The following is a 26,050-nucleotide window of genomic DNA, read 5'->3' on the forward strand; positions in this document are numbered from 1 at the left end:
AATCATTTTATAATTTTCAAGTTAGTGCGCGGCTATTGCAAGTCTGCTTCGGTAAAAGCGCCACATCCGATCCCCCGGCGCAGAAAGACCAGCAGCCCTTCGACCGTAGCAGCATCATCAAACTGCGTTCCCGATACACGGGCTTTGGTTTGGGATGCAAGAAAAGCCTGGTAACGTTGCCGCATCGCAGGAAGATGCTGGTGAAAATAATCATAAAGAGCGGAATAGCGGCTGATGAGCTGTCCCGGGTGGAGATCCCAACCGCAATATAGCCCTTCGGTGAGTGCACGCGTCACCCGCTCGCGATGGCCCGCAATCGCCGCTTGCTTGGCCGCAAGATCTTCCCCGGTCGGAAGCTGCGTATACGCTCCATCGCTGGTGGCGATTCCGAGCGGCGCCATCACCTGCTGCATAGCCCACCGGGCGCGCATTGCATAGGGATGATCGAGAGACTGTGCGGGCGCCGGGATCCACATCGCGCTGAGATAGTCGTAACAACCAAAGTGCGCCGATTCCAGGCGGTTCTCGCAAGCCTTGGCAATCTCGCTCAGGCCGCGAATGGCGGTGGGGTGCTCCACCATGATCTCGTGGCGCAAGGTCAAGGGGGGGAGATGAAAGTGAAACTCCGCTTTCTCCAGCATTTCACGCCATCGTTTCGCCTCTTCCGCCTTCTCAATCTTCGGTTGGGTGACCACCAGAGAGGCAGGCAGCGGCGATGCGGTGGCATGCTTCAGAAAAGTCTCCAGGGTATGCCGGGCCCGGCGGCCTTCGGCCTTCGGGCGGATTCCGATGCGAAACGGAAGTTGTTTATCCTTGGACATCCGCGCAAACTCGAGGCCCGCCTGCTTTGCTGTCTCCAACTCCTCGGCTTCGCTCCGCTCGCCAAAACCGTCTTCAAAGTCGATGCGATAGTCCTCAATGGGTTCGTTCTCTAACTTTTCCCGTACGGCGCTACTGATTCCGATGTCTTCCGCCAGGGCCAGAGCACGTTGCCCCATCTTGGCGAAAATGCCGCTCTTGAACAGATGCGCCCCGCCGTAGAATACATGGACCGGCTGGCGTTTTGCCGCCTTAATAAGGAATCTTTCCATAGTCTTTGCCCCAGTTCTCAAAGACGAAGAGAGCTTCGTCGCGATGTTGTTGTTCAATCGGAATTCTACGCTCTGCAGGCGGAAGAGCGATCTCGCGGTAGAGGAATTCATCATCGAAACCCGCGAGTGCGGCGTCCTGCCGGGAAGCAGCATAGTAGATCCGGTCGATCCTGGCCCAATAGATCGCGGCCAGGCACATCGGACAAGGCTCGCAACTCGCATAGATATCGCACCCCTGGAGCTCAAAGGTCTCCAGCTTCCGGCAGGCATTGCGAATGGCAACCACTTCCGCATGAGCGGTGGGGTCATGATGAGTCGTGACCTGATTCACACCCTCGGCGAGGATCTCGCCACTTTTGACGATGACAGACCCAAAGGGGCCACCCCCGCGATCATTGACATTGCGGAGCGCAAGCTCGATGGCGCGTAACAAATAAGGGTTCTGCATAGAGCCGAACCCATTATCCGATTCCTAGCCCGCCGCCGTCCGCAACATACTCGTATCGAGCACTTCGCGCACCTTCCCCAACAGACTCCCCAACGTGAAGGGCTTCTGCAGGAAGGCTGTGCCCGAGGGGAACTGTCCTGCTTCGAGCAAGCTCTCATCGGTGTATCCCGAAACAAAAAGCACCTTTAAGCTCGGCTTAGCTTCGAGAGCCTTGTAGCTCAACTCCACACCATTCATTCCAGGCATCATCACATCAGTGAGGAGCAAGTCGATATGACCGTTGAAGTCGTGCATGACACGCAAGGCTTCTTCGCCATGCGCGGCCTCCAGAACGTTGTAGCCTTGGCGGCGCAGGATCTTTCGCACCAGGGCGCGAATGCCGCCTTCGTCTTCCACCACCAGAATCGTCTCGAGAGTGGTTTCCGGCTCTGCAGGCGTTTCGAGCACTGGCGGCGCCACCGCGGTGCCGGCAAGTGCGCGCTCCGCTTCGAGCTCGGCCCGGCTCACCATCGGTAAGTACAAAAGGAACGCAGTCCCTTTTCCAGGACCACTTTCGACCATCAACTCGCCGTGGCTCTGGCGCAGGATCTGATAGGCCGTCGAAAGGCCCATCTTGATGTCACGGACGCTCTCTTCCGAATAGAGCCAGGGTTCGAGAATGCGCTGGCGCGCCTCCGGGCTCATCGGCGTACCGGAGTGGCTAAAGGAGAAGCGGATGTAATCCCCCGCATCCAGGCTACTTTCGGAACCGGTCGATTCCTGGACCCGGACCTGGTCCGCTTGCAGCACCACGCTCCCGGCTCCCCCCAGTTCGAGGAAAGCGTGATGCGCAAGGGATACCAGAGCCTGTTCGATCTGAGCAGCGTCCATCTTGCCCTTGGCAAGATCGGGCAACTGCTCGACCGTCAGGCTGATGTGCTGGCCGAGCACTCTCTCCAGAACCGGAGTTACGGATTGGAGAAAGGTCGGGATGCTCGTGATCTTGGCGTTAACAACAGGACGCCGCGTATAGGTCTGCAACTGCGTGGTGACGGAATAGAGCCGTTCTGTCGCAGACAGAATCTCCTTCATATCGTGATGCAGTGGATTCTCCGCCGGCAGCGAGTTCTTCAACTCTTCCCCATAGCCGGCGATGATCATCAACAGGTTGTTCAGATCGTGAGCCAGCTTGGCGCTGAGGCGGGTAAGCGCTTCGCTCTTCTGTGCCGCCGCGTTCTGACTCTCAATCTGGAGGCGCTCGGTGATGTCCGAGGTGCACCCATAAAGCTTGAGGGGACGGCCGGAGCTATCTCGCTGCACACGAACGGTCTCACGAACATGGAAGGTGGAGTCATCGGCACGCACCGCCTGAAACTCGACGGTATAGGTAGTTCCTTTGCTCGACGCAAGGTGATCATAGAAACGCTTGACACGCTCCCGGTCCTCAGGCGCGACACGGTCTGTCCAGACCTCTGCCTTGTCCAGCCAGGTAGACTCCGGATGTCCAAACAGTTCCTCGGCACGGTCATTGACGTACTCAATCCGGCCGCTTGTGAGATCTGCCTCCCACAGCATCGCATCCACTGCAGAGGCAAGATCCACCGCCTTCGCCTGCTTTTCAGTCAGCGGTGGCAGGAGTTGAGAAGCAGCCACCTGCTCCTGAATCACGAGAAGCGCCTCCGACTCAGAATCCTCTTCCCAACTACGCAGTGGCAGCGCCGAAACGGTGACAGGACGATTCCCCTCACCCAGCGGCCACAATACCTCCACCTTCGGTGCGGCAAGACCGGTGGATACCACTTGTTGCGCCAACTCGACCACCGCATCAATCGGAATCAACTCAGCCAGCGGATGCCCGAGCACCTCATCGTTCTTCTTCGCAGTCGTGACGCGAAACTGGCGGTTGGACGAGATCGCAAGGAGATTAGGCCCCACAATCAGAAGACTAACGGGAACGTTGGCAACGATTTCCTGGTAATAGCGGCGCTCTGTCTCCACCAAAGCAAGCAACCGCGCCACTTCTTTCGGCTTCCATTGTTCAAAATCAGCACGTTCCATGGGTTTCTCCCCACTCACAGTCTTACCTCCCGAGGTTGAGGGCTCAAGGTACTTTCCGCCTGACTGGTTTCAGTACTATTCACCTAATCGGCGTACTGGCCCCTTTTGAGAGAGTGGGAGGTTGCGGGTTTTGGCACCCCCAAATGCGGGTATCTATGGGACATCACCCTTGGAAAAGAGCGATGAAACATTGTTTAGGTTTTATATTTAGCTTGCACATACAGGCAAAAGATTATAGATTATGACGAGCCAAAAAGGCTGAATAGGGGGTTCTCGATGTCGAGACAGATTTCTGCAGTTTTGCTTATGGTGTTGCTCGGTACTGCCGCTTGGTCCCAGGAGTTTCGAGCCACTGTCTCCGGGCGCGTGACCGATGCCTCAGGCGCTTCTGTTCCCAATACGAAGATTACCGCCATCAACTTGGCAACGAATGAAACGACCAACGTAAGCTCGGATAACTCCGGTGCCTATACACTGCCTTTCCTGCGGCCCGGCCAGTACAGAATGACGGCCGTCGCCAGTGGTTTTAAGACCTACAACCGTGAGAATCTGACGGTAGAAGTTGGCCGTCTGCTCAGCGTCGATATTCTGCTCGAAGTGGGCGCGATGACGGATTCCGTATCGGTCACCGCGGAAGCTGGGCTCCTCGAAACACAGACCGCCAGTCGATCTGGCGTCGTCAATCAGATGCAGGTGTCCGAACTGCCGCTCAATGCCCGAAACCCCTTCATGCTCGGCTCGATGATGTCGGGCGTCGTCTTCCGCGGCGCCGCCATCTGGCAGCGGCCCTTTGACAATGGCGCGATCGCCGAATGGAGCGTGAATGGCGGACGGCAATCGAATAACGAATTCATGATGGACGGCGCGCCGAACAATGCGCAGGCCGGTGGCAACAATATCGCCTATGTGCCGGTTGTCGACGCTGTACAGGAGTTCAGCGTGCAGCAGAATTCTTACGATGCCCAATATGGCAAGACCGGTGGCGGCGTCTTTAACGTCGTACTGAAGACCGGAGGCTCGCAGCACCACGGCGTCGCCTGGGAGTTTCTGCGTCGCAAGTTCCTGGACGCCAATACCTTCCAGGGGAATGCCGCAGGCGCTCAGCGCGCGGATCATTTGCTGGACCAATATGGCTTTCAGTTCGATGGTCCGGTGCTGGTTCCCAAACTCCTCACCAGAGAGAGCAAGGTCAAGCTCTTCTACCTGGGCACCTTTGAGAACTATCGCGAGAATACTCCGAATCCCCTGACCAACTCCTATCCCGATATGGCCTTCCGCAATGGGGACTTTTCGAAGCTCACCAATGCGCAAAAAGCTCCGATCCTGATTTACGACCCCACAAACTACAGTTTGGACGCCAGCGGCAATCCGGTTCGAGTCCCCTTCGCCGGCAATATCATCCCCCAGTCGCGCATCAATCCGGTGGCTCAGGCGATCACCAAGTACATGCCAACTCCGAATGCGGCAACCAAAGACGGCTTCAGGTATTCCACCAACAATCACCTGCTGCCGGACTACGTGAACCACGACAAGTTCTACAATCTGATCCTCAAGTTCGACTGGAACTTTGGCGATAAACACCGCGCCTTCTTCCGACATGCCTCAAACGATCGCACCGAAGACCGAGCGTCCAATGGCATCGACAACAAGGTGGGCACAGATGGGCAGCAGCCCTTCCAGCGCATCAATGACGCCTACGTTTTCGATTGGGTATCCACCCTGTCCCCAACCCTGGTGATGAACATCCGGGCTTCCTCCAATCGCTTCATCGAAAAGGGACTCGGGAAGGCGAATGATGGCTTTGACCTAAAATCGCTGGGATTCTCTTCCTCGCTCGTGAGCCAACTTCCCGCCCCCACATTCTTTGGCCAATATCAGTTCAACGACTATTCGACGCTGGGCCGCTACCAGAGCGTCAACATCACGAACAACTATAATCTGGCTGCGAATATCACGAAGATCGCCGGCTCGCACACCATGAAATTCGGTACCGACCTACGACGCATTCACTACATCATCCAGGACACCGGCAACATTCTGCAATTTGGCAAAGACAGTGGCGTTCTCGCAGGCGGCTTCAACGACAAGAGCTTTACGCAGAAGCTCTTCAATCAGGGCGACGCAACCTCAGGAGACGCCTACGCGACCTTCCTGCTCGGTTATGTCAATGGAGCCTCGAATTACCCCGTCTTCCCCTTCATCCAGCAGTGGTACTTCGCGCCCTACTTCCAGGACGATTGGAAAGTGTCCCGCAAGTTAAGCTTAAACCTGGGATTGCGTTGGGACTATAACGGCCCCGCAAGCGAGAAGTACAATCGGCTGAATCGCGGCTTCAACGGATCGGTGGCCAGTCCGATTGCCAGTCAGCTCTCGGCCTCGACCTTGGACATGTATCCGCAGCTGAAAAATCTGAAGGGAGGCTTTGAATTCGCTGGCGTGAACGGGAACTCCCGGCTCGTCGCCAATCCGACCTACCAGACTTTGCAGCCGCGCATCGGCGTCGCCTATCAGGTGCGCAACCGCGTTGTGGTTCGCGGCGGCTACGGCCTATACTTCCTCAATCCAAACAATGACTGGTTGCGCTATGCCGGCTTCCAGACCAACACGCCGATCACAAACTCGCTGGACGGGAATCGCACCCCAATTCCTGGCGTTCTTTCCAATCCGTATCCGGGCGGAATCTCAAAGCCAAGCGGATCCTCGCTGGGGGCCCTGACCTTTGCTGGACGCAACAGCGATTGGGCCAATCCGAACTTCCGCACCCCCAAAGTGCATCAGTTCTCGCTTGGATTCCAGGTCCAGACCTCTCAGTTCTCCTCGCTCGAACTGACTTATGTCGGCAGCCGCTCCATTGATCTGAACAACGCGCGGGATTACAACATTCCCTCGCTCGACTTCCGCAAGAAGTGCAACATCCTTGAAGGCGGGAGCCCGGCTTTCTGCGACCAGAATGTTCCCAATCCGTTCAAGGGTGTGGCCGCATTCCAGGGCACTCCGTACTACGTGCAGGACTCCATCTCCAACTTCAATCTGAACCGTCCCTATCCACAGTTTGCCGGGAACCTCACGCAGCGCGCCGTCAACGGATCGAAGGCCTGGTACAACTCTTTCCAGGCAAATTACAATATCCGGCTGCGTGATCTCAACCTGCTGGCCAACTACACACTCTCGAAAACGGTCGAGCAGTATGGCTGGAACGATCCCTACGCAGACGTCCAGCAGCGCGGCATCTATTTGAATGATCGTCCGCACTACTTCAAGGTCAACGCGGTATACCAGTTGCCCTTTGGCAAGGGCAAGCAATGGGGCGCCGGGAGCCGTGGATTTGTGGGGAAGCTGATCAGCGGCTGGGAAGCAACCAGCTTCTACACCAATTCGAGTGGTGAACCGGCGGACCTGCCTAGCAATGTCATCCAGTTGAAAGACCCGAAGATCGACAACGTCGATTGGAAGGCGAACAAGGTACAGGGCTGGAAGCCTTGCACCCAGCGCATCTTCAACGATGGCAGCACCACCAGCTACAACTGCAACGGAAGCACAGACTACTACTGGCAGATGCTGCCCGGTTATGCTCCGCGCTCGACACCTTTGCGCAGCGGTCAGATCCGCAAGCACCACGCGTTCACGATGGACTCGTCGCTGAACAAGAATACGCAGATCACCGAACGCATCCGTATGCAGTTGCGCTTTGAAGCCTTCAATATCTTCAATCACAACTACTTCGGCCGCGATACCTTCAACGTTGACCCCACCAGCCCGAACTTCGGCGCGGTCTTCCCGTCGGTTGTTTCCAACCAGAACACGTTCCCCCGACAGGTACAGATCGCCATGAAGGTCTACTGGTAAGAAGCAGTTCCACCCGAAACCCAGAGGCTCGCCTTCGCAAGATGGCGGGCCTTTTTATTGGGCGACGCGAGCCAGAACGGCCAGACGTCCGCGTCGCGGCACATCCTTTCGTACGGCCCGAATCGAATCGACGAGGAAGCCAGCCCGGCGCAATTCTTCCCGAATCTCCTGGCGCCGGATCGGCCGTTGGTAGAGCGTAAACTCCACCAGCGGCTCCGTCCCGTTTTCGCGGATCGCCGCCTGGCAAGTGGCCAACTGCGCGATGCGGTCGTAGCGGTAGTGCAGTTCGCAATGACGCCCCTCGTGCTCCACCACATCCTCAGACTCCCAAAACTCCAGATAGCCCTGCTCCTCAATCACATCGAAGAGAAAATAGCCTCCCGGCGCCAGATGCTCGCGCACCGTATGCAACACTGCGCGTAACGAGGCCGCCGTCAGCGCCTGGTTGATGCTGTTGTAAAAACAGGTGATGGCATCGAATCGCCGTTGCAATCGGAAGGAGCCCATGTCCGCTTCATAGAAATCGACAGAGGGGAGCTTGGCGCGCGCAGAAGCGAGAAACGGCGCGGAATTGTCGACCCCGGTCACCCGCAGACCACGAGCATCGAGCCACTGGGCAAAGTCTCCCGTGCCACAGCAGAGATCGAGAATCTGCGCGTCCTCCCGCACCCGGGATTGGAGAGAAACGAGAAACAGATCGCAGGCGCTGTCGAAAAACGCGGTGCCCCAATGGCGCTCGTAGAAGGGTGCAATGGCGTCCCAGGCAATTCGATGGTCAATGTCGGGGAGTGGGTACGTCGTCTCCAGCTTTACTTCTCGTCCGGGTCGACCGGTGGATCAGAGGAGCGCAACGAATTCGCTCCGCTGCCTCCTCTAATTCTCCCCCGATTTGGCTGCTATGGGTTGACGTGCGCGATCTTGCCATCAATGTCGGCAAGCTGCTTCTTCACCGTTTCTACATCAGGCGCCTTCGGCGCCATCTTCAAATAGGCGCTCAACTGCTCTGAAGCCCCTTTGAAATCCTGCTTCTCGGCCAACAAAATCCCAAGGAGATGAGACATCTTGGGGAGCGAGTGGAACTGGTCGATGTCCAAGCCGGCCCGGCAGAGTTTTTCGGCCTGTTCGTGCTGCTGCAAGTTGTAGTTCGCAATCGCGCCATAGAGAAAAGCAGAAGGGAAGTCATATCGATTCAACTTGATCACCTTCTCGGTGAGCTGCTTGACCTCGCCCCACTTTTGCTGCTGTGCTTCGAGCACCGCAAGGCCCAGATAGGGCCGGACATACTTCTCGTCAGCTTCCACAGATTTGACGTAGCTCTGGCGCGCCAGGTCCATCTGATTCTGCATGGATTGCACACGGCCCAGCTCATACCAGGCCTCGGCGAACTTCGGATGCAGGTTGACGGCGCTCTCCAGTTCCTTCTGCGCATCAGGCAGCTTGTTCTTCTTCAATGCCGCGCGGGCTTTGTCCATCGCCTTTTTGGCATCCTTCGGCGCCATCAGGGATGTGGCACTGGTGGTAAAGCCACTGACATCGGCCAGGCGGCGCAGAATGATGATGCCCACATCGGGACTATCCAGACTGCGGCGTCCTGCCAGACTAACGACACTGCTGCGATAACCAGGGAGCGAGGCTCGCAATTCGCAACCCAACAGGTCGCGTTCATTGATGCCACCGCGGCCATTGGGACCTGAGATCTCCGGCGCACCCATGGAACCAAACCCGCCACTGCTGGCGTCCGTCATCATGCCCATCCGCTGTCCGAGTTGGAAACTGAAGTTCCCTTTCTGATCGGTATAGGCCTCCTGGACAGGATTGCCGCGCCCCGTACAGAGTCTTTCGATGACAACAGATTCAGGCGGCGCCGAGCCGTCGTCCATGCGCACTTTTCCGGACAGGAAAATAGGCCGGGTCTCACTCGAATCGGTACCCGGTTGAGGGAGTTGGTTCGGGAAGTCAGGCGTCGGCCGGCCACCTAAGCTTCCGCTCCGTCCGCCACTCGTGTTGCCGCCGTTGCCAGTGGTGGCCCCCGTGCCAGCACCCGTTGCCGGAGCCGCACTGCCGCCTGTTGGAGAGCCGGATTGCGCTTGCGCGGCAAGCATTGCCGCACTCAGCACAGAACAAGAGAGAAACCGTGACCAGGACATGAGAGACCTCGGAGCGAGTCGGTTACTGCGCTGGCGGTATTATTTCATAAGGTGAAACTCCAAAACATCGGCATATTCGCGGCTCCCGCGCTGGCGATCCTTTTTGCGATCTCCTGCAGCAGCCCGACACCCACAAAAGAAGCAGAAAAAAAGTCTGAAGTAGCTCCAGAACCCGTGACCGGCCTCACCGGCCTGTACCGCTGCTACGGACCTTCGCGGATCTGGGCGCAAGACATCCAGGTGTTGCGCGTGCAGAATCTGGCCATCAAATCGCGCGTTGCACCCCCCGGCAAGGCTTACGCCTGGCAGGTGACCTTTGTGTCGCCCTCCAAGAATCGAATCAAGCACTGCACCTATTCCGTCGTGAAAGAAGACGGCCTCTTTGAAGGTGTCTATAATCCGAACGACGAAGCCTACAGCGGCCCCTCCAAGCTCGCCCAACCCTTCATCATCCAAGCCGTCAAGAAAGACACGGATGAGATCTACAAAGTGGCCTTAGAGAACTCCAAGGACTACGCCTCCAAGAACCCCGACGCACCCATCACGATGCTGCTAGAACTGACCGACCGAAACGCGGAGGTCGCCTGGCGTGTCATCTGGGGTACCAGCGTCGGCTCCTCGGCCTATTCGGTCTTTGTCGATGCCACCAATGGCAGATATTTGAAAAAGGCCTTCTAAGAGAAGGCGCCGGTGCTGATGAACATCCTCTTTTTTTCAGACATCCATACCGATTGGGCCGCATTGCACCGGCTTTTGGATCTCGAGGCGGATTACTATTTCTGCCTGGGTGATCTGGTCTCCTGGAGGAAGCATCTCAACCTTGCCGGGGAAATCCTCCAGCGGCGAGCTGGAAAAACTTTCGTGATTCCCGGCAACCATGAGTCTGCTTCCGACATCGAAGATCTGTGTAATCAATATGGCTTGGAAAATCTGCATGGGAAGACAAAGAATTTAGGAGGCGTATCGATTGCGGGTTTAGGCTTTTCGAACCCGACCCCGTTCCATACCCCTGGTGAGTTCACTGAAGAGGAGCTGGAGCAGCAACTTGCCCGTTTGCGGCCCTCCATCCTTTGGTTCTCGCCTGCCATTGCCCTCCGAAAGACACGCCTCTCGACCTTGGTCCCGGGGGCCGGCACTTTGGTTCTTCCTCTGTCGCGAGCTTTATTGAGCAGGTTTCCCCGCGTTATTTTTTGTGCGGTCACATCCATGAGGCCGCCGGGGTCTCCGCGCAATTGGGAAGCCGAGGAAGGACGACAGGTGTTAACGTGGGCAAGCGGGGCTATCTTCTCGATCTGACAACCCCACTGAACACCTCCATTTGAATGAAATTTGACAAGCTAATTTACCTGGCGGCGCTTCTCGGGACCTTGGTGTCTTGCCGCACGGCATCGAAACCAATCGTCTTCGATCCCATGAGTCTGGGACCATCCGGCGCCACTTTGAAAAAATACCTCGACCGCGAGGAGCATCCAACGCCTCGTCCCGATTCGTTGGTGGGCGTCGTAAAAATCGAAGCCTCCCTGCCCAATCTCAATAAAAAGGGGGAAATGGTGGCAGAGAAAACACTGGCGCCAAACGGCACCATCGACTACGAGATGCGTTCCTTTACCGGTGACAACACGATCAAGAAGGAAGTGATCGGCCGCTACTTGAGCAGCGAAAAAGAAGCCTCAGCCACACCCAGCTTCGGTATCACCGCGCAGAATTACCGTTTTAAGTTGAAGCGGCGGGACCGGCTCAAAGAACGCAACGCCGTGGTCTTTGATCTGGTACCGCGAAAAAACGCGATCGGTTTATTTAAGGGCGAACTCTGGCTCGACGAGGATTCGGGCATGCCGCTACGAGAGACCGGCCGTCTGGTCAAGAACCCCTCCGTCATCTTCAAAACTCTCGATTTCACGCGTGATTATGACTTCAAGGACGGAATCCTCTATTTGGCCTTTCAGGATTCCCAGGCCGATACGCGCCTCATCGGGAAGGTGCTGATCCGGATGGAATTCGATACGCCGCATTACAGCAGTGCAACATTAGAAAAGACACATGCATCTCTCGATTAGGATGCGTATACCCCTCATTGCTTTCTTTTGTCTCGCGCCGCTTTGCTTCGGCCAACTCCCTCTCAGCCTTGGACTCAAGGGTGGCTTCGTCAACAACGAGAAGGAAATCCCCGGGCGGGACAATCGAATCTTCCCCTTTAAAATTGGCCCTTATCTGGAGTTGAAGCTCCCTTTCCTCCCCACCATCGAAAGTGGGTTCATGTTTGAACGATTCAACTCGCCCACTGGCTCTGTTTCGGTCTATCAGGTTCCGATCCTGGTCAAAAAACGTTTCAATGCGATTGCGATTCAGCCCTTTCTTTCCGGAGGCGCCACCATCCGTATGGTGCCCGCGCGCGATGAGCGCACAGGCGGCATCACGGTGGCGGCAGGGCTCACCCCACGCTTTCTTCCTTTGAAGCTGGAACCGGAGTTCCGCTACACTCACTGGATCAACACAGCGAATACTCCCAGGGACAGTCAGGTCGAGTTCCTCATTGGCCTGCGCTTTTAATGGTTAGTAGTTGCTAGAATGATAGTTTCAGGTAGTCCGTTCCTACATGCGCACACTCTTTTTGAATCCGCCTTCGTTTGAAGGTTTTGATGGCGGCGCTAGCTCCCGCTGGCCCGCGACTCGCGAAATCGAAAGCTACTGGTACCCGGTATGGCTCTGCTATCCGGCCGGTCTGCTCCCGGATTCGAAAGTAGTAGACGCGCCGCCGCACAAGATCTCCATCGAGGACACCGTCGCCATGGCGAAGGACTTCGAGTTGCTTGTACTCTTCACCTCGACCCCTGGCTTCCATGTGGACGTCAAGATCGCCGAGATGATGAAGGACGTCAACCCGAAGATGCAGGTCTGCTTTGTCGGCCCGCCGGTCACGGTGGAGCCGGAAAAGACGATGCTTGCCTCCAAGGCCATCGATTTCATTGTGCGCCGTGAGTTTGACTACCAGATCGTCAATTACGCGAAGGGTACGCCGTTGTCGGAACTGCCGGGGGTCAGCTATCGCAAAGATGGCGGACTGATGCACAATCCCGAAGGCGGCTACATCGAGAACCTCGATGAGCTGCCCTGGGTCACCAAGGTCTATAAGCGCGACCTCGACTTCCGCAATTACAACGTACCCTTCCTGCTCAACCCCTTCATCAGCTTCTATACCTCGCGCGGCTGCCCGGCCATGTGCACCTTCTGCCTCTGGCCGCAGACGCACTCCGGTCATCGTTGGCGCTTGCGCTCGGTGAAAGACATCGCGAATGAAGTGGCCTGGGCGCTCGAGAACTTCACCGGACTCAAGGAAATCTTCTTCGACGACGACACCTTCAACTACAAGAAGGAACGTACGATCGAACTCTGCAAAGAGCTGAAGAAGCTGAACTTCACCTGGAGCTGCACCAGCCGCGTCACCACCGACCGCGAAACGCTGGCTGCCATGCGCGAAGCTGGTTGCCGCCTCATGATTGTCGGCTACGAATCGGGCGCACCGCAGATTCTCAAGAACATCAAAAAAGGCGCTACCGTCGACATGGCCGAGCGCTTCACCAAGAACGCGCATGAGCTGGGCCTCACCGTACACGCCGACTTCATCGTCGGTCTGCCGGGCGAAACCCGCGAGACCATCCAGCAAAGTATCGATTTCGCAAAGAAACTCGATTGCGAGACCATCCAGGTTTCGATTGCACATCCCTATCCGGGCACCGAATTCTACGATTACGCGCAGAAGAACAATCTCATCCAGTTGAACGCCTCGATGACCGACGAATTGGGCCACCAGTTGCCCACCGTCATCTATCCGGGCCTCGACCGGGCCGAGTTGGTCGATTCCGTCGAACGCTTCTACGGCGAATATTACTTCCGTCCGAAGGCTGCCTGGCGCGTCGTAAAGAAGGCCATCTTCTCCACCGAAGAACGCCGCCGCCTGGTGAAGGAAGCTCGCGAATACCTTGCCCTCCGCAAGAAACGCAAGAAGTTTGTAGCCGATCAGAAGGCTCTGAAAGAGTCCAGCTACGCCGCTACCGGCGACTAGTCTGTTTCGATGAAAAACGCGCGCGGCCGTGTCTATTTACTCACGGCCTTTGTGGTGGCGGCCAACGTGATTGGCAATTTCGCCTTGTCCTGGGGCATGAAGAACCCCACCGGAATCAAACTCACCCAGATCCCCCCGATTGATGCGCTGATCAGCCCCTGGGTACTGCTCGGGATTGTACTCCTCGCCGTCTGGACTCTTTCCAGAATCACGCTGTTATCCTGGGCTGATCTCTCTTTCGTATTGCCTGTGACCAGCATTGGCTATGTCCTCAATGCGCTGATTGGCTTCGTTTTTTTACATGAAGACATCTCCTGGCAGCGCTGGCTGGGCACCGCCTTTATTCTGAGCGGCACCATCCTCACCGGCGCCACCCCTCCCAAGGCAACAGAGGTGGATTCATGAGATGGACTCTCGTCTCGCTGATCGTCCTCTCGACCATGGCCTGCGACTATCTGCAAGCAAGCGCAGTCAAAGAACATGGTGAGATTGCCCCTGGCGAGCTGAGCGTGTTCGCCAAGCTCTTCCGGCAGTGGAGACTGGCGCTCTCCATCGTGTTTATGGCCCTCAGCTTTTTCAGCTTCACCCAGTTGCTGGCTGTGGCAGACTTGAGTTTCGCCGTTCCTGCAACGGCTTTGACGATTCCCGCCGAAACATTTATGGCCCGTTCTGTATTACGGGAAAATGTAGGCTGGAGAAGGTGGGCGGGCGCCGTGTTGGTGGCAATCGGCGTATTCTGCCTCGAACTTTGATCTATCTCCTGTCAGCGATCGCTGTGGCGGCCGCGGTCTATCAGTTGACCGCGCTGCTGGCCTGTCTCCGCCAATTGCTGGTGAGAGCCACTCCGGTTCGCAATCTCCAATCCATTTCGATCCTCAAGCCGGTTCGAGGCCTGGACCCGGACTTTTACGAGGCCATTCGCTCGCACGCAGTCCAGGACTATCCCGTCCCCTTTGAGATTCTGTTTGGCGCGGCCGACGCCAATGACCCGAGCCTGGCCGAGATCGGGCGTCTGCGCCGCGACTTCCCTCATCTTGAGATTCGCGTCATCCATTCCACCACCCAGGCTGCCAATGCGAAGGTCGGCGTCCTGATCGATCTTGCCCGGGAAGCCCGCTATCCGATTCTGCTGGTGAATGACAGCGATATCCTGGTGCCCCAGGGTTATCTGAAGAAAGTTGTTTCGCCCCTCGACGATCCCAAGATCGGGATTGTCACAGCACTGTACCGCGCCACGGCACACAGCACCCCCGGCCAATGGGAAGCCCTCGGGATCGCAATCGATTTTGCGCCAAGTGTCTTGGTCGCGCCGCTGGTCGGCATCCGGGAATTCGGCCTGGGAGCGACCCTCGTGTTTCGCGCCGCCGACCTGCAGCGCATCGGCGGCTTCCATTCCATCGCCGAATATCTGGCAGACGACTATCAGCTCGCGCGCAAGATCACCCAGCTCGGCAAACGTTCGCATATGTCCGAAGTTGTCGTCGAGACCTCAATCGGCGACGATAGCTGGGATGGGGTCTGGAAGCATCAGGTGCGCTGGGCAAGAACGATTCGGGTCTCGCGCGGCGATGGCTATCTCGGACTCCCGGTCACTCATACCGGTCTCTGGATCTTGATTGCAATCCTCTCGGGGGCCTGGAGTCTGGCGCTCAGTCTGACGATACTCAGATGGGTGACTGCTTTTGTTGGAGGCGTTTTGGTTCTGCGCAGCCCGATTGCGTTGCGTGGATTCTGGCTTGCCCCGTTGTGGGACGTATGGGCCTTTCTGGTCTGGATGGCCGGGCTAACGGGAAATACCGTGGTCTGGCGAGACGGCGTACTGAAGCTAACAAAGGATGGTCGACTACTCCGGCAGGTGTCATAATGCGAAATTTGATTCTCATCGCGATGGTAGCTTTGGCTCTGGATTCGATGAGCGGCGCTCAGTCCGCCAAGGCCGACAGCGCCAAGGCGAAAAAGGCGATGGATCGCGCCTTACAGCTTGAGGAATCGGGCAAGTTGGAAGAGGCTTTCAAGGCCTGTACGGAAGCAATCGAAGCCGACACCGACTATGCCATAGCCTGGCGGGAGCGCGGCAAGATCCGCTGGACACTCGGTGAAGCGGAATTTGGAGCTGCCGACCTCAATCGCTCTCTCGCGCTCGACCCGAACGACGCCGAAGCCTGGATGCTGCGCGGCGATATTCTGGCCGGGGCCAATCAGCTCGAAGAAGCGCTCAGTGACTACACCAAGGCCGTGAGCTTTGGTCGCGAATCTGCCCAGCTCTATGCCGCGCGCGCGGTCACGCTCGTCAAGCTCAAGCGCTATGACAAGGCAATTGAGGACTTTGGCCGGGCAATCAAGCTCCGTCTCGACGCCCCCCAGCCATATAAAGATCGCGGCGTCACCTACACGATCCAGGGCCGCTTTCAGGATGCGCTCGAAGACTACAACCGCGCCATTGCGCTGAAGCCGGACTACGCCGAAGCTTATCTCGAGCGCGGCTATGTCTATGGCCAACTGGGCCAGTTTGAGCGGGCGATTCCGGACTTCACCACCGTTCTCAGAACTCAACCCGATAACAGCAAGGCCTATACGCTACGCGGGGCAGCCTACCAGCAGATGGGGCAGCCGCAGGCAGCAGTGATCGACTATTCGGAAGCTCTCAAGCGCCAACCGAATGCGGTAAGCGTTCTGCTCGCCCGCGGGGCCGCCTATTCCGAAATGCGGCAATTCGACGCCTCACTGGCCGACCGGAACCGGGCCGTCGAGCTGTCGCCCCAATCCGCCGAAGTCTACATAGCCCGCGGCGGCGCTTACCATCTGATGGGTGATCACAAAAAGGGCTTTGCCGATCGGGACAGAGCGATTGCACTGAATCCGAAGATGGCCGAAGCGTGGCTCGCGCGCGGCAGTGCGTACTTTTTAACCGATAACTTTGAAAAAGCAAAGAGCGATCTGCAAGAAGCGCTGAAGCTGAACCCCGATCTCGAAGAGGCGAAGGAAGTGCTGGCGCGTACCGAAGAAAAAATCGCCGCAGCCAAGGCAGCGCAGAAGGCGGCCGCCCGTCCGGAATCGGACCTATCGGCCATCCAGACCCTCGCAGAGAAGCAGGCAGTGGAAGCTCCGCCCGCGATTTCCATCCGTCCCGCGCCGGAGAATCCTCCCAAAGTGACCGCAGCCCAGACCATGGCCGCCAAGCCGGTCGCCACCCCGGCACTGCCGCCGCAACCGGTAAGCCCGGAAATCAAAGTTCCCGAACCGCCGCAGGATGCGGACGCTAAACAGGGCCTGTCCGCGGAGAATATGAACTTCCTGGCTCGGGAATTGAGCCAGACGGGCGACTTCCGCGGCGCTTCCGACATGTTTTCGCTGGCGATTGCGAAGAAGCCGGACTTTGCGCAGGCCTATAACGGCCGCGGCTACGCTCAAATGCGCCTGGGGGAATGGAAACAGGCAGAGGAAAGCTTCACCCTCGCGCTCAAGTACAACCCCAAGTACGCGAATGCCTACGCCAACCGTGCCGTGGTTCGCCAGAAGCTCGGGGATATTGCCGGCTCCCAGCAGGACTCGGCCATGAGCAAGCAATTTGGGCCGTCCCGCTAGCAAATCAGGAAGAAAGTACGAAGCGGCTGACGAAACCGGAATTTCTTACCTGGGCCGCGCTGAACTGGCCTCCGAAACAACTCGCATCGAATCAATCACTTAGCTAAAACGAACAAAATGGCATGGCACCTGCTCTAGTGCAGGGACAGAGGAGTTCATCGCATGCATGCCAAACAAATTCGTCTCGCGGCTCTAGCCGCAGTCTTGGGAGGCGTCCTCGTCGCCGGAATCGGTACGGTTGCCATCAACCATAAATCGGAGAGTGCAAGTAACGAAGCGTACAAAGCGCCCGTGCAGACCATCATGGTCTCCGCCCCCGAAGTGCATGTCCCGGGCTACCAGGGTCCGTTATATGACGCACAAGGCAAGATTGTCGCAGTGGGCGTCGCCGCGAAGTCCTCTGCATTCTCGATTGCCGCGCCGGTCGCCGCACCCAAGCCCAGTTCCAGTACCCGCCGCAGCACCGGCAAGTCCATCGCCATTGTTGCCGGAAGCGCCGGAGCAGGCGCAGCCATTGGAGCCCTGGCGGGCGGCGGCAAAGGGGCAGGAATCGGCGCAGCCTCGGGCGGCACTGCTGGTTTCGTCTTCGACCGGCTCACCGCTCAGAAAAAGTAGCCCATTAGTCCTCGGTTGTCGCTTCAACCAAGCCCCTCCCACTCGTGTGGAAAATAGGGGCTACCCCTATATCTGGTAGCTTGACCCCACCCCCTTTTATCGGTCATATTTGAGTGGTCGCAAACGGACCAGAACAGAAAGGGGTTGGAATGGTTAAAACGAAAAAGGCAAAATTTGATTTTTTAGTACCCTCACCATCCTTCTCCTCCCAGGACGTGTCCTCCATTACCGGCGTCAGCTTGCGCCAGTTGCAGTGGTGGGATGAAAAGAAAGTAGTCTCCCCCCGGCAGGAAGGGCACCGCCGCCTCTACCTGGCCGAAGAAGTTCTGGAAATCTCGCTGATTGCCGAGTTGCGCCGCAAGGGATTCTCATTGCAGAAGATCCGCCGCGTCCTCCGCTTCATGCAGAAGCAGGTCGGCAAGCGGCTGATGGAAGTGCTCGACGAGCAAGCGGAGCTGCATTTGGTGACCGACGGCAAGACCATTCATCTCGAAGAAGACGCCAAGCGCATCATCGATCTGATGAAGAATGCGCGCCTGCCGATGTTCCTGGTCTGCATCAGCGACCAGATCCGCCGCATCTCCGAAACCCTGCCCGCCAACCGGAAACCCGTCGGCCGCGAGCTCTCCGTCGCCCATCCTGCGAAAAAAGCACGGATCGTTTAACATTCCGCCGAAGCGAAGTGTCCCCCCACTACGTCTAGAAGACGTTGGCATATACTGTAGTCACCAGTCGTAGCGTTTTTCCCGGAGGCCTCTATTTTTATGGCTCGTAGCCGCGCATCGTGGATTATTATTCCCCTGCTTGTCGCTCTTTGCTCAATATTAGGGGGAGTTTTCGGCCCTGAATTGGATGAAGTCAACGCGGCAACATCCGAGGACGACATCAAAGCTGGCCTGCGGGTCTTCTCAAAGGTCTATGAGGTTGTCGAAGACAATTTTGCCGATAAAGTGAGCGCCGACAAGGTGATTTACCAGGGAGCCATCCCCGGTATGCTCCGGACCCTCGACCCCCACTCCAACTTCTTCGATCCGAAAATGTATGCCACCATGCGCGACGACCAGCGCGGGCGCTATTTCGGGGTCGGGATGACGATTGGCCAGCGCAACGGCCGTATCATCGTGATGGCGCCGTTCCCCGCCTCGCCCGCCTATAAAGCCGGCATCCGGCCCGGCGACATCATCGCCGAGGTGAACGACAAGAAGACGGACAACATGAGCACCTCTGACGTGGCCGACCTGCTGAAAGGTCCCCGTGGCACCCAGGCTCAGATCGTGGTCCAACGCGAGGGCGTCGACAAGCCGCTCACCCTCAACATTACCCGCGATGAGATCCCGCGCAAGAGCGTGAAGGATGCCTTCTGGGTGAAGCCGGGCATCATGTACCTCGACGTGGAATCCTTCAACGAGAACACCAGCTCCGAGGTGAACGAGAACTTCAAGCGTCTGGGCGAAAAGAATGTCAAAGGGTTGATCCTCGACCTGCGCAATAATCCCGGCGGCCTCCTCAATGAAGGCGTTGCCGTTGCGGGCCGCTTCCTGCAAAAGGGACAGCTCGTCGTCTCCCACCGGGGCCGGGCCAACCCGGAGCGCACCTATGTCGAGCGGCGCGGGAACAATGGTTTTGACTATCCCATCGTCGTCGTCGTGAACAAGTATTCCGCTTCCGCTGCAGAGATCGTCTCGGGCGCATTGCAGGATCATGACCGTGCCTGGGTGATTGGGGAAGATACCTTCGGCAAGGGTCTCGTGCAGACGGTGTACCCCTTGAGCGAGAACACCGGCCTCGCGCTCACTACCGCCAAGTACTACACGCCGAGCGGCCGCCTGATCCAGCGCGACTACTCGAACATCAGCTTCTTCGACTACTACTACCGCAAAGATACCGAACTGAAAAACCCCAAGGACGTCAAGATGACGGATTCGGGCCGGGCGGTCTATGGGGGCAATGGAATCGCTCCCGACGAGAAATTCGTCCCCACCAAACTGAATCCCTTCCAGATCGAGCTCCTGCGCCGGGCTTCCTTCTTCAGCTTCATTCCCACCTACTTCAATGGAAAGGAAGCGAAGCTGCCGCAGGGCTGGGCGCCGGACGCCGCCGTCATGGATCAGTTCAAGGCCTTCCTGAAGAAGCAGAACGCGACCTTCACGGAAGACGACTTCAAGGCGAATCTGCCCTGGGTGAAAACCACCCTGCAGGCGGAGTTCTATAAGACGGCCTTCGATATCGACGAAGCAGGCCGCTATGAGATCGAGACCGACCCTGAAGTGCAGCGGGCGATCGAAGCGCTGCCCAAGGCGCGCGAGCTGGGAGACAAGGCGAAGAAGATGATCGTACAGCGCATGGCTCCTCCGGCCTAGTAGCTGCACACACACAATTCGCTTTATCCTGGTAGTTTGACGAAACAACCGCAAATCACCGTTCTGGACGCGGGCGGGCAATACTGCCACCTGATCGCCCGCCGGGTTCGTGAACTGGGCGTCTACGCAGAGGTCCAACCGAGCGAGATCGCCGCTGAAAAATTAGAGGACCGCCGTGGCATCATCATTTCCGGCGGCCCGGCCAGTGTCTATGAATCTGGCAGCCCGCAAGTGGACCCCGAGATCTTCTCGTTGGGTATCCCCGTACTGGGGATCTGCTACGGCATGCAGTTGATGGCGCACCACCTTGAGGGCGGCGCAGTCATCAAAGGCGTCCGGGGGGAATACGGCATGGCGCAGTTGAACGTCACCCAGCAGGACCGCCTCTTTGAGGGCTTCCAGTCGGTCTCGCAGGTTTGGATGTCCCATCGCGACCGGGTGGGCCAGGCGCCGGAAGATTTCGAAGTCACCGCCGCTACCGCCACCTGCCCCATCGCCGCCATCGCCAATGACTGGCGCAAGCTCTATGGCATCCAGTTCCACCCGGAAGTGGTCCATACGCACGGGGGCAAGATCATCCTCGGCAATTTCCTGTTCACCATTGCAGGCTGTGCACAGGACTGGAGCCCAACCCACCAGTTGGAGCAGTTGGAAGACGAAATCCGCAGCACCGCGCGCGGGCGCAATGTCTTCTTCTTCGCCTCCGGTGGCGTCGATTCGACCGTCGCCTTCTCCCTTTGTCTGCGAGCTCTCGGCAAAGACCGGGTCCACGCCGCCTATGTCGATACCGGGCTGATGCGCGAAGGCGAAACCGAATTCGTGCGGGAAGTCTTCACGAAGATGGCAGGCGACTCCTTTGAAGTTGTCGACGCCAAGCAGGAATTTCTCGAAAAGCTGACCGGCTTGGTGGAGCCCGAGGCGAAGCGCAAGGCAATTGGCGAGGAGTTTGTGGCTGTCCAGGAGCGGGTTCTCGAAACCGGACCCTTCCTCAACGGCAAATGGATTCTCGGGCAGGGGACGATCTATCCTGACACAATCGAGAGCGGCGGAACGGCGAAGGCCGAGGTCATCAAGACCCACCACAACCGTGTCGCCGGCATCCAGGCTCTCATTGACGCGGGCCGTCTGATTGAGCCGCTCGCGCAATTTTATAAGGATGAAGTTCGCCAGGTGGGCGCGGCGATTGGCGTCTCGGACGAATTGCTCGATCGCCATCCTTTCCCCGGCCCGGGACTGGCGATCCGCTGCCTCTGCTCGGCAGAGGTGAAGGCGGCGCGCCAAGTGGACGCGGGTTATATTTTGCCGGTACTGAGTGTGGGAGTGCAGGGCGATGCGAGAACCTACCGCGCGACCTTGGCGCTGGAAAACTATTCGGAGGCCGCCTTCCACACGGCAACCGAGTCTATCAATCAGCTTGCCGATGTGAACCGGGTGGTCGCACTGGTGCAGACGGCGGCTCCGCTCGCCTCCTTCACCTCGCAGGTCGCGGCAATCGACGCCACGCGTCTCGAACGCCTGCGCCGCTGTGACGCGATCGTCCGGAGGCTGTCGGTGGAGAGCGGATTTGAGGAGAAGGTCTGGCAGTTCCCCGTGGTGTTGCTGCCATGCGGGATACTAGGAAAGCCCGATAGCATCGTTCTCCGCCCGATCGACAGCGTGGATGGCATGACGGCGCAAGCGGTTCCGATGCCGGAGGCCCTCCTCAAGCAGATGTGCGAAGAGCTGATGGCGGTCAACGGTGTCTGCGCAGTATTCTACGATCTAACGAACAAACCACCCGCGACGATCGAGTGGGAATAGAATCGTAGCGACGGGCCCTTAGCACAACGGTTAGTGCAGCGGACTCATAATCCGTTGGTTGTTGGTTCGAATCCAACAGGGCCCACCACTCCACACCTGCACGACTTCCATCGTCAACTGTGCAACGATTGCCGTTGAAAGGCCAGCGATGCACCGACTCCTTGGCGTGATTCTTCTCTTGTCTCCGATTGCCACGCTCTGTGCGCAACCGTCGCCCCCTACCTTTGTCCAAGCCGTGGAGGCTTACAACTCAGGACGTATCCCGGAAGCCCGGCGTCTCTTTGAAGAGAGCATCCGCATCTCCCCAGATTTCTTTCGCATTTATGACCCCTACTGGAGAAGCGTCGGGCGCATGGACGATGCGGCGGAGCGAAAAGTGATCATCGAATGGAATCTTCGCTATCTCGAGACAGTGCCAGAAACGAAGCGAGACGAGGACTACTACGCAGCCGTCACTACGGGCCATGGAATCCTCGGCAATCGAGAGAAAGCAACCTCCTTCGAAGATATCTGTGTCGCTAGATTTCCAGCCGGAAGACTGGCCCAGCAAAAGCGGCTCCAACGCGCTGACACAGAGAAAGATCCACTGCGAGCGGCAAAGGCCTACTCCGACTATCTAACGGCATTCGGCGAGAACGTGAGTTGGGCCTCCTTAGCGGCCAATTCCCGGTTCCGCTTGCTCGAACAGAACCCGCAACTCTTCTCCACCCAGGACCTGACCGCAGCCGCAAGCGAAGCAGAGCAGCGAAGCCTCGTCTTTTTCAGGAATTTTTCAGATCCATTGCGCCATGTCAACGCGATGCGAGGCATGGCCGAGGCACTCACCAAGCGCGACCCGGCAGCGGCATTGCAGTTTGCCCATCGCGGCATCCAATTCATTGAGGAGCAATGGCCGCTCACAAACGCGCTCCACGAGGAGGATCGCCGCGCGTTCTGGCCGGTACTATTGCAAGCGTATCTGGCGCAAAGCAATTGGAAGGCCGCCTCAAAAATCGCCGAAACGATGCTGCGGGAACTGGATGGCGCGCTGGCGTCAGGCAAGAAGGAGCCCAACTTCGACGAGAGAAAGCTGCGGCTCGATTATGCAAAGGCGCTCGACCAATTGCAGCAGCCAGAAGCCGCGCAACGCGAGCGCCGGCTGGCCGATACTCCAGACCGCAATCGTGGGGATCGGATGCAAGGCATCCGCACGCAGCTGCTCGCCTCAGAGAAGAAACGGGCGGCGAAGCCCTTCACGCTGCAAGACCTATCCGGTGAAAAAGTTTCCCTCGAGGATTATCGGGGCCGCACGCTCATCCTCAGCATGTGGGCGACCTGGTGCGGCCCCTGTGCCGCGGAATTGATGGCGTTCAGTGCGGAGTTTGACCGCTATCGCGCAGATCCGACCGTCGCCTTCCTGGCCATCAGCGTGGACAGCGATAAGGAAGCGGTCCCCGTCGCGGCGAAAGAGCGTGGCTATCGCTTCCCGATTCTTCTCAGCGATGGCAGCATCGATGAGTTCTACCAGACCGACGCAATCCCCAAGCTCTACGTGATCGATGGCGCCGGCCAGATTCGCTTCCAGGTGGATGGATATCTGGCCGACGGCGACTTCCAGCAAAAGATTGCCTGGATGCTGGAAGCCGCCAGAAAATAGTCCCTAGAGTTCGGCGAGCGCCGCCACCAGCGCGCCCTTTGCCGTTGCGTCGAGCGGCGACTTCGCCATCCGCACCTCGCTGAGCGGCAGCGGGAAATCGCTCTCCTTCAACAGCTTCTCGAAGCGGTCCCGGAAGCCGCGCGGCATCGCGCTGCCACCGGAGAGCACCATCGGCACTGGCTTGCCCATCTTCGGGATGTTGCGCGCGTTCGCAAAGGCATCCTTCAATCCGGCCACCACCGCGCGGATCATCTCGTCGTAGTACACGTTCAACACCTGGTGCAGCTTATCGGAGAAGTGACCATTGATGTAGAAGGACTCTTCCTTCTCGAGACGAATGCGCGTCGACAACTCCCCCGTGATCGTCGAGGCCGAGGAGTCGATGTAATCGCCAGCCTTCGGCACACTGAAGCTCAGCACCGGAACGGCCAGATAGCTGAGGCAGACATTCACCAGACCGCCGCCAAAGCTGATGCCGATGCCCGAATAGTTGGTGTCTTCGAGTTCCGAGAAGACAACCGCCAGGCCTTCGTTGATCGGCGTCGGCGAGCAATCGAGTTCGCGCAGGATCTGGGCGATGGTTGCCTCGTGGTAGGTCAGATTCTCTTCGGCGCCGAGCGGGGCGGCAGGCACACTGTAGTAAACAGGCAAGCCACTGCGGCGTTCCCCGGCCGTCAGGTTCTCGATCAACTGCTTCAGCATCGCAGCGTTGGCAGGCTCTTGCGGGTTGAGAACGCCACGCGTCATCGGACGGCGCGTCTCGGTCTGTAGGAGATCGGCGAAGCGCGAGCTCTCGTTGCCCGGCACAATGATGCTCTTGTCGCCGTTGTCGGAGTGCACGACATAAGGGACGCCTTCGCGTTTCAGCGAAGCCTCCGTCATCTTGGACCACGGCACGGTCACAAAGGCGTTGAGCTGTGTCCGATATTGAAAGTCTTCTTCGTGACGCGATGCCGTCACAATGCGGCTGGTGCCAACATCAAGGCCGATGGCCGGCGTGTTGTGGGAGTGTTTCATGGGTTTAACCTCACTGGCTTCGTTCAGAGTCTGCAATAGTTTTCTCGGCCATGGGCGAGTTGTTCTCAGGCAACAGCGCACTCAGGCGTCGGTAATTGTTTCGCAACTGGGTCCGGAGTTGCGCGATGGAGAGCGATTTTTCTTTGGCTTCCGCCCGGATCAGGTCTTCAGAACTTCCTAAGCCCTTCCACATCCTTGTTCCAGTGGCGGCAAAGAAAGTGTTGTCATAGCTAAATCCAAATAGCTGGAGACTGCCCAGCGGCTGTGCGTAGTTGTCGGGCAAGCCGATTTCTTCAAATGGGAAGTTGCCCGCCCAATCGGTATGGTAGCCGATCAGGAAATTGCTGGTGTTCACGGAAACCTGCGCATGCGTAACACAGTTGGTGGCTGCGATCTCATAGCGGGCCCGCAGCATGCGGGTGAGCAGGCGGCCCGCATCAATTTGCGCCTGCGAGACCACCGGCGGCTCGTCTCCGCGACGGGTTTGTGTCTCAAAAGACACAGCAAGAAACGATTCGTTCAATTGGATATAAGCCCATTTGCTATCGGCCCAGATCGACTTGCCCGCATGATTGGCCGCATCGGATTCAGCCACCACACGGAACACGCGGCCAAAGCGGTCAATGACATAGTGATAGGCCTTCTCTTCCCGGGCAAATTGCACGAGCGATTCCCCCAGCAACTTCAACCGGGAGGTTTTATGTTCCACCAGATCTTCGAGCGTACTTTCTGTGGTGTGGAATACGATTCCCGCCGCCTGCTTGCTGGGCAACTGCGTCAGCGAGGAGGCAGGAAGATTCCGGTTCCACACGTAGTATTCCCGGGGGCGATTGGTGGTCGCATAGCGTGTTTCAATGTGCAGGCCATTCGACCAGGTCTCCACGCCCCCTTTGGTCTCGACAAGCCAGACCTTCTCCAGTGGCGATTCTGCAAAGCTTCGTGGGACAGCCGGCGCTGGCGGGACAAACTCCGCAGCCGGAGCCAGTGGCGTCGCCGGTCGAAACAGTGTCAAGCTCGGGACCAGGAGAGCAAAAAACACAGCAAGCCAGAGCTTCCGATTCCGGAGCCACCAATAGCGGGGCCGCCCGAGAACCGTTTCGACTTGGCCCACCCGGCGGTCGCTGTGCCGGAGAAAGCGCAATTTCTCGATCGGGTCTTCAATCTTTGAAGCCCGTGCATCGATCAGCGGATTTAATACTTGTCGTGGAGAAATCCGATTCAAGGAACCGTACTACCTTCTTCCAAAGCACCCTGACCGAAGATCGGCAGAACCGCCTCGAATCCTTATAGGCCGTAGGGATAGTATTAGGGTAATCGCTTAGAAGGCGTAGGTTAATACCACTAGTTAAAGAAGTCCATCCTCAAAGCGAAACTTCTCCCGATTGCGAGAGTTCTCTTTTTAGGA

At 57.8% G+C, this 26,050-nt stretch carries 22 protein-coding genes and 1 tRNA gene; 16 read left to right on the plus strand and 7 right to left on the minus strand.

Annotated elements, in window-relative coordinates:
• Nucleotides 1-32: 32 nt before the first annotated feature.
• From M017_RS0107120 to M017_RS0107130, 3 genes are read right to left on the minus strand one after another with little or no spacing between them, the layout of a single operon-like run.
• Complete coding sequence (locus tag M017_RS0107120) at nucleotides 33-1,091, minus strand: DUF6986 family protein (protein WP_031496907.1); 1,059 nt, start codon at nucleotides 1,089-1,091, stop codon at nucleotides 33-35.
• Nucleotides 1,072-1,539, minus strand: a complete 468-nt coding sequence (locus tag M017_RS0107125) for a nucleoside deaminase (RefSeq protein WP_031496909.1) — start codon at nucleotides 1,537-1,539, stop codon at nucleotides 1,072-1,074. Before M017_RS0107125 ends, M017_RS0107120 begins: the two co-directional genes overlap by 20 nt.
• A gap of 24 nt (nucleotides 1,540-1,563) precedes the next feature.
• On the minus strand, nucleotides 1,564-3,576 hold the full coding sequence (locus M017_RS0107130) for a hybrid sensor histidine kinase/response regulator (RefSeq protein ID WP_031496910.1): 2,013 nt from the start codon (nucleotides 3,574-3,576) through the stop codon (nucleotides 1,564-1,566).
• A gap of 276 nt (nucleotides 3,577-3,852) precedes the next feature.
• Between M017_RS0107130 and M017_RS0107135 the strand changes: the two genes are divergently transcribed.
• Nucleotides 3,853-7,422, plus strand: a complete 3,570-nt coding sequence (locus M017_RS0107135) for a TonB-dependent receptor (RefSeq protein ID WP_080507549.1) — start codon at nucleotides 3,853-3,855, stop codon at nucleotides 7,420-7,422.
• A 54-nt stretch (nucleotides 7,423-7,476) separates the two neighbouring features.
• Here the strand turns inward: M017_RS0107135 and M017_RS27460 are convergent, their stop codons facing one another.
• A complete protein-coding gene (locus M017_RS27460; protein WP_080507550.1) occupies nucleotides 7,477-8,229 on the minus strand; it encodes a methyltransferase domain-containing protein in 753 nt (250 codons plus the stop codon).
• Between the two features lie 89 nt (nucleotides 8,230-8,318).
• The gene (locus M017_RS0107145; RefSeq protein ID WP_080507551.1) at nucleotides 8,319-9,569 is read right to left on the minus strand and encodes a tetratricopeptide repeat protein; all 1,251 of its coding nucleotides are present in this window, start codon (nucleotides 9,567-9,569) and stop codon (nucleotides 8,319-8,321) included.
• A gap of 51 nt (nucleotides 9,570-9,620) precedes the next feature.
• Here M017_RS0107145 and M017_RS0107150 point away from each other — a divergent pair, with 51 nt between their 5' ends.
• The 15 genes from M017_RS0107150 (at nucleotide 9,621) to M017_RS0107220 (ending at nucleotide 23,628) form a co-directional block, all read left to right on the plus strand.
• Nucleotides 9,621-10,247, plus strand: a complete 627-nt coding sequence (locus M017_RS0107150; RefSeq protein WP_031496917.1) for a hypothetical protein — start codon at nucleotides 9,621-9,623, stop codon at nucleotides 10,245-10,247.
• Nucleotides 10,248-10,265: 18 nt separating this feature from the next.
• Nucleotides 10,266-10,865, plus strand: coding sequence for a metallophosphoesterase family protein (locus tag M017_RS0107155; protein ID WP_031496919.1), 600 nt, complete (start codon nucleotides 10,266-10,268; stop codon nucleotides 10,863-10,865).
• 26 nt (nucleotides 10,866-10,891) lie between these two features.
• A complete protein-coding gene (locus M017_RS0107160) occupies nucleotides 10,892-11,626 on the plus strand; it encodes a LolA-like protein (RefSeq protein WP_031496920.1) in 735 nt (244 codons plus the stop codon).
• A gap of 1 nt (nucleotide 11,627) precedes the next feature.
• The gene (locus M017_RS0107165) at nucleotides 11,628-12,119 is read left to right on the plus strand and encodes a hypothetical protein (RefSeq protein WP_031496921.1); all 492 of its coding nucleotides are present in this window, start codon (nucleotides 11,628-11,630) and stop codon (nucleotides 12,117-12,119) included.
• A gap of 46 nt (nucleotides 12,120-12,165) precedes the next feature.
• The gene (gene hpnJ, locus M017_RS0107170) at nucleotides 12,166-13,632 is read left to right on the plus strand and encodes a hopanoid biosynthesis associated radical SAM protein HpnJ (RefSeq protein ID WP_031496923.1); all 1,467 of its coding nucleotides are present in this window, start codon (nucleotides 12,166-12,168) and stop codon (nucleotides 13,630-13,632) included.
• Nucleotides 13,633-13,641: 9 nt separating this feature from the next.
• Nucleotides 13,642-14,037: a hypothetical protein gene (locus M017_RS0107175; protein ID WP_051669582.1), complete on the plus strand. Its 396-nt coding sequence runs from the start codon at nucleotides 13,642-13,644 to the stop codon at nucleotides 14,035-14,037.
• Nucleotides 14,034-14,384 carry an EamA family transporter gene (locus M017_RS29655; protein ID WP_031496927.1) on the plus strand — a complete coding sequence of 117 codons (351 nt, stop codon included), beginning with the start codon at nucleotides 14,034-14,036 and terminating at the stop codon, nucleotides 14,382-14,384. The genes M017_RS0107175 and M017_RS29655 overlap by 4 nt, the downstream gene beginning before the upstream one ends.
• Nucleotides 14,381-15,496: a bacteriohopanetetrol glucosamine biosynthesis glycosyltransferase HpnI gene (gene hpnI / locus M017_RS0107185; protein ID WP_051669583.1), complete on the plus strand. Its 1,116-nt coding sequence runs from the start codon at nucleotides 14,381-14,383 to the stop codon at nucleotides 15,494-15,496. Before M017_RS29655 ends, hpnI begins: the two co-directional genes overlap by 4 nt.
• Entirely contained in the window at nucleotides 15,496-17,217 is a 1,722-nt protein-coding gene (locus M017_RS0107190; RefSeq protein WP_031496931.1) for a tetratricopeptide repeat protein, read from the plus strand. Before hpnI ends, M017_RS0107190 begins: the two co-directional genes overlap by 1 nt.
• 162 nt (nucleotides 17,218-17,379) lie before the next feature.
• The gene (locus tag M017_RS29915) at nucleotides 17,380-17,832 is read left to right on the plus strand and encodes a hypothetical protein (protein WP_031496933.1); all 453 of its coding nucleotides are present in this window, start codon (nucleotides 17,380-17,382) and stop codon (nucleotides 17,830-17,832) included.
• A gap of 113 nt (nucleotides 17,833-17,945) precedes the next feature.
• Complete coding sequence (locus M017_RS0107200; protein ID WP_238325832.1) at nucleotides 17,946-18,497, plus strand: MerR family transcriptional regulator; 552 nt, start codon at nucleotides 17,946-17,948, stop codon at nucleotides 18,495-18,497.
• Between the two features lie 183 nt (nucleotides 18,498-18,680).
• A complete protein-coding gene (locus tag M017_RS0107205) occupies nucleotides 18,681-20,192 on the plus strand; it encodes a S41 family peptidase (RefSeq protein WP_238325833.1) in 1,512 nt (503 codons plus the stop codon).
• A gap of 36 nt (nucleotides 20,193-20,228) precedes the next feature.
• On the plus strand, nucleotides 20,229-21,992 hold the full coding sequence (gene guaA, locus M017_RS0107210) for a glutamine-hydrolyzing GMP synthase (protein ID WP_031496937.1): 1,764 nt from the start codon (nucleotides 20,229-20,231) through the stop codon (nucleotides 21,990-21,992).
• A gap of 12 nt (nucleotides 21,993-22,004) precedes the next feature.
• A tRNA-Ile gene (locus M017_RS0107215) sits at nucleotides 22,005-22,080 on the plus strand.
• Between the two features lie 60 nt (nucleotides 22,081-22,140).
• The gene (locus tag M017_RS0107220) at nucleotides 22,141-23,628 is read left to right on the plus strand and encodes a TlpA family protein disulfide reductase (RefSeq protein ID WP_031496939.1); all 1,488 of its coding nucleotides are present in this window, start codon (nucleotides 22,141-22,143) and stop codon (nucleotides 23,626-23,628) included.
• Nucleotides 23,629-23,631: 3 nt separating this feature from the next.
• Here the strand turns inward: M017_RS0107220 and M017_RS0107225 are convergent, their stop codons facing one another.
• Both M017_RS0107225 and M017_RS0107230 read right to left on the minus strand, forming a co-directional pair.
• On the minus strand, nucleotides 23,632-24,645 hold the full coding sequence (locus tag M017_RS0107225; RefSeq protein ID WP_051669584.1) for a disk-shape morphogenesis protein volactin: 1,014 nt from the start codon (nucleotides 24,643-24,645) through the stop codon (nucleotides 23,632-23,634).
• 10 nt (nucleotides 24,646-24,655) lie between these two features.
• Nucleotides 24,656-25,867: a peptidoglycan recognition protein family protein gene (locus M017_RS0107230; RefSeq protein WP_031496943.1), complete on the minus strand. Its 1,212-nt coding sequence runs from the start codon at nucleotides 25,865-25,867 to the stop codon at nucleotides 24,656-24,658.
• Nucleotides 25,868-26,050: the final 183 nt, after the last annotated feature.

This window comes from Bryobacter aggregatus MPL3 (genome assembly GCF_000702445.1).
GTDB classification, from domain to species: Bacteria; Acidobacteriota; Terriglobia; order Bryobacterales; family Bryobacteraceae; genus Bryobacter; species Bryobacter aggregatus.

Excerpts from the sequence above, each read along its gene's own strand:
- M017_RS0107135 (WP_080507549.1), top strand. The coding sequence starts at position 3,853 with ATGTCGAGACAGATTTCTGCAGTTTTGCTTATGGTGTTGCTCGGTACT.
- M017_RS29655 (WP_031496927.1), top strand. The coding sequence starts at position 14,034 with ATGAGATGGACTCTCGTCTCGCTGATCGTCCTCTCGACCATGGCCTGC.
- M017_RS0107145 (WP_080507551.1), bottom strand. The coding sequence starts at position 9,569 with ATGTCCTGGTCACGGTTTCTCTCTTGTTCTGTGCTGAGTGCGGCAATG.
- M017_RS0107175 (WP_051669582.1), top strand. The coding sequence starts at position 13,642 with ATGAAAAACGCGCGCGGCCGTGTCTATTTACTCACGGCCTTTGTGGTG.
- hpnJ (WP_031496923.1), top strand. The coding sequence starts at position 12,166 with ATGCGCACACTCTTTTTGAATCCGCCTTCGTTTGAAGGTTTTGATGGC.
- M017_RS0107155 (WP_031496919.1), top strand. The coding sequence starts at position 10,266 with ATGAACATCCTCTTTTTTTCAGACATCCATACCGATTGGGCCGCATTG.
- M017_RS0107190 (WP_031496931.1), top strand. The coding sequence starts at position 15,496 with ATGCGAAATTTGATTCTCATCGCGATGGTAGCTTTGGCTCTGGATTCG.
- M017_RS0107160 (WP_031496920.1), top strand. The coding sequence starts at position 10,892 with ATGAAATTTGACAAGCTAATTTACCTGGCGGCGCTTCTCGGGACCTTG.
- M017_RS0107220 (WP_031496939.1), top strand. The coding sequence starts at position 22,141 with ATGCACCGACTCCTTGGCGTGATTCTTCTCTTGTCTCCGATTGCCACG.
- M017_RS0107130 (WP_031496910.1), bottom strand. The coding sequence starts at position 3,576 with ATGGAACGTGCTGATTTTGAACAATGGAAGCCGAAAGAAGTGGCGCGG.
- M017_RS0107225 (WP_051669584.1), bottom strand. The coding sequence starts at position 24,645 with ATGAAACACTCCCACAACACGCCGGCCATCGGCCTTGATGTTGGCACC.
- M017_RS0107125 (WP_031496909.1), bottom strand. The coding sequence starts at position 1,539 with ATGCAGAACCCTTATTTGTTACGCGCCATCGAGCTTGCGCTCCGCAAT.
- M017_RS0107165 (WP_031496921.1), top strand. The coding sequence starts at position 11,628 with ATGCGTATACCCCTCATTGCTTTCTTTTGTCTCGCGCCGCTTTGCTTC.
- M017_RS0107120 (WP_031496907.1), bottom strand. The coding sequence starts at position 1,091 with ATGGAAAGATTCCTTATTAAGGCGGCAAAACGCCAGCCGGTCCATGTA.
- M017_RS29915 (WP_031496933.1), top strand. The coding sequence starts at position 17,380 with ATGCATGCCAAACAAATTCGTCTCGCGGCTCTAGCCGCAGTCTTGGGA.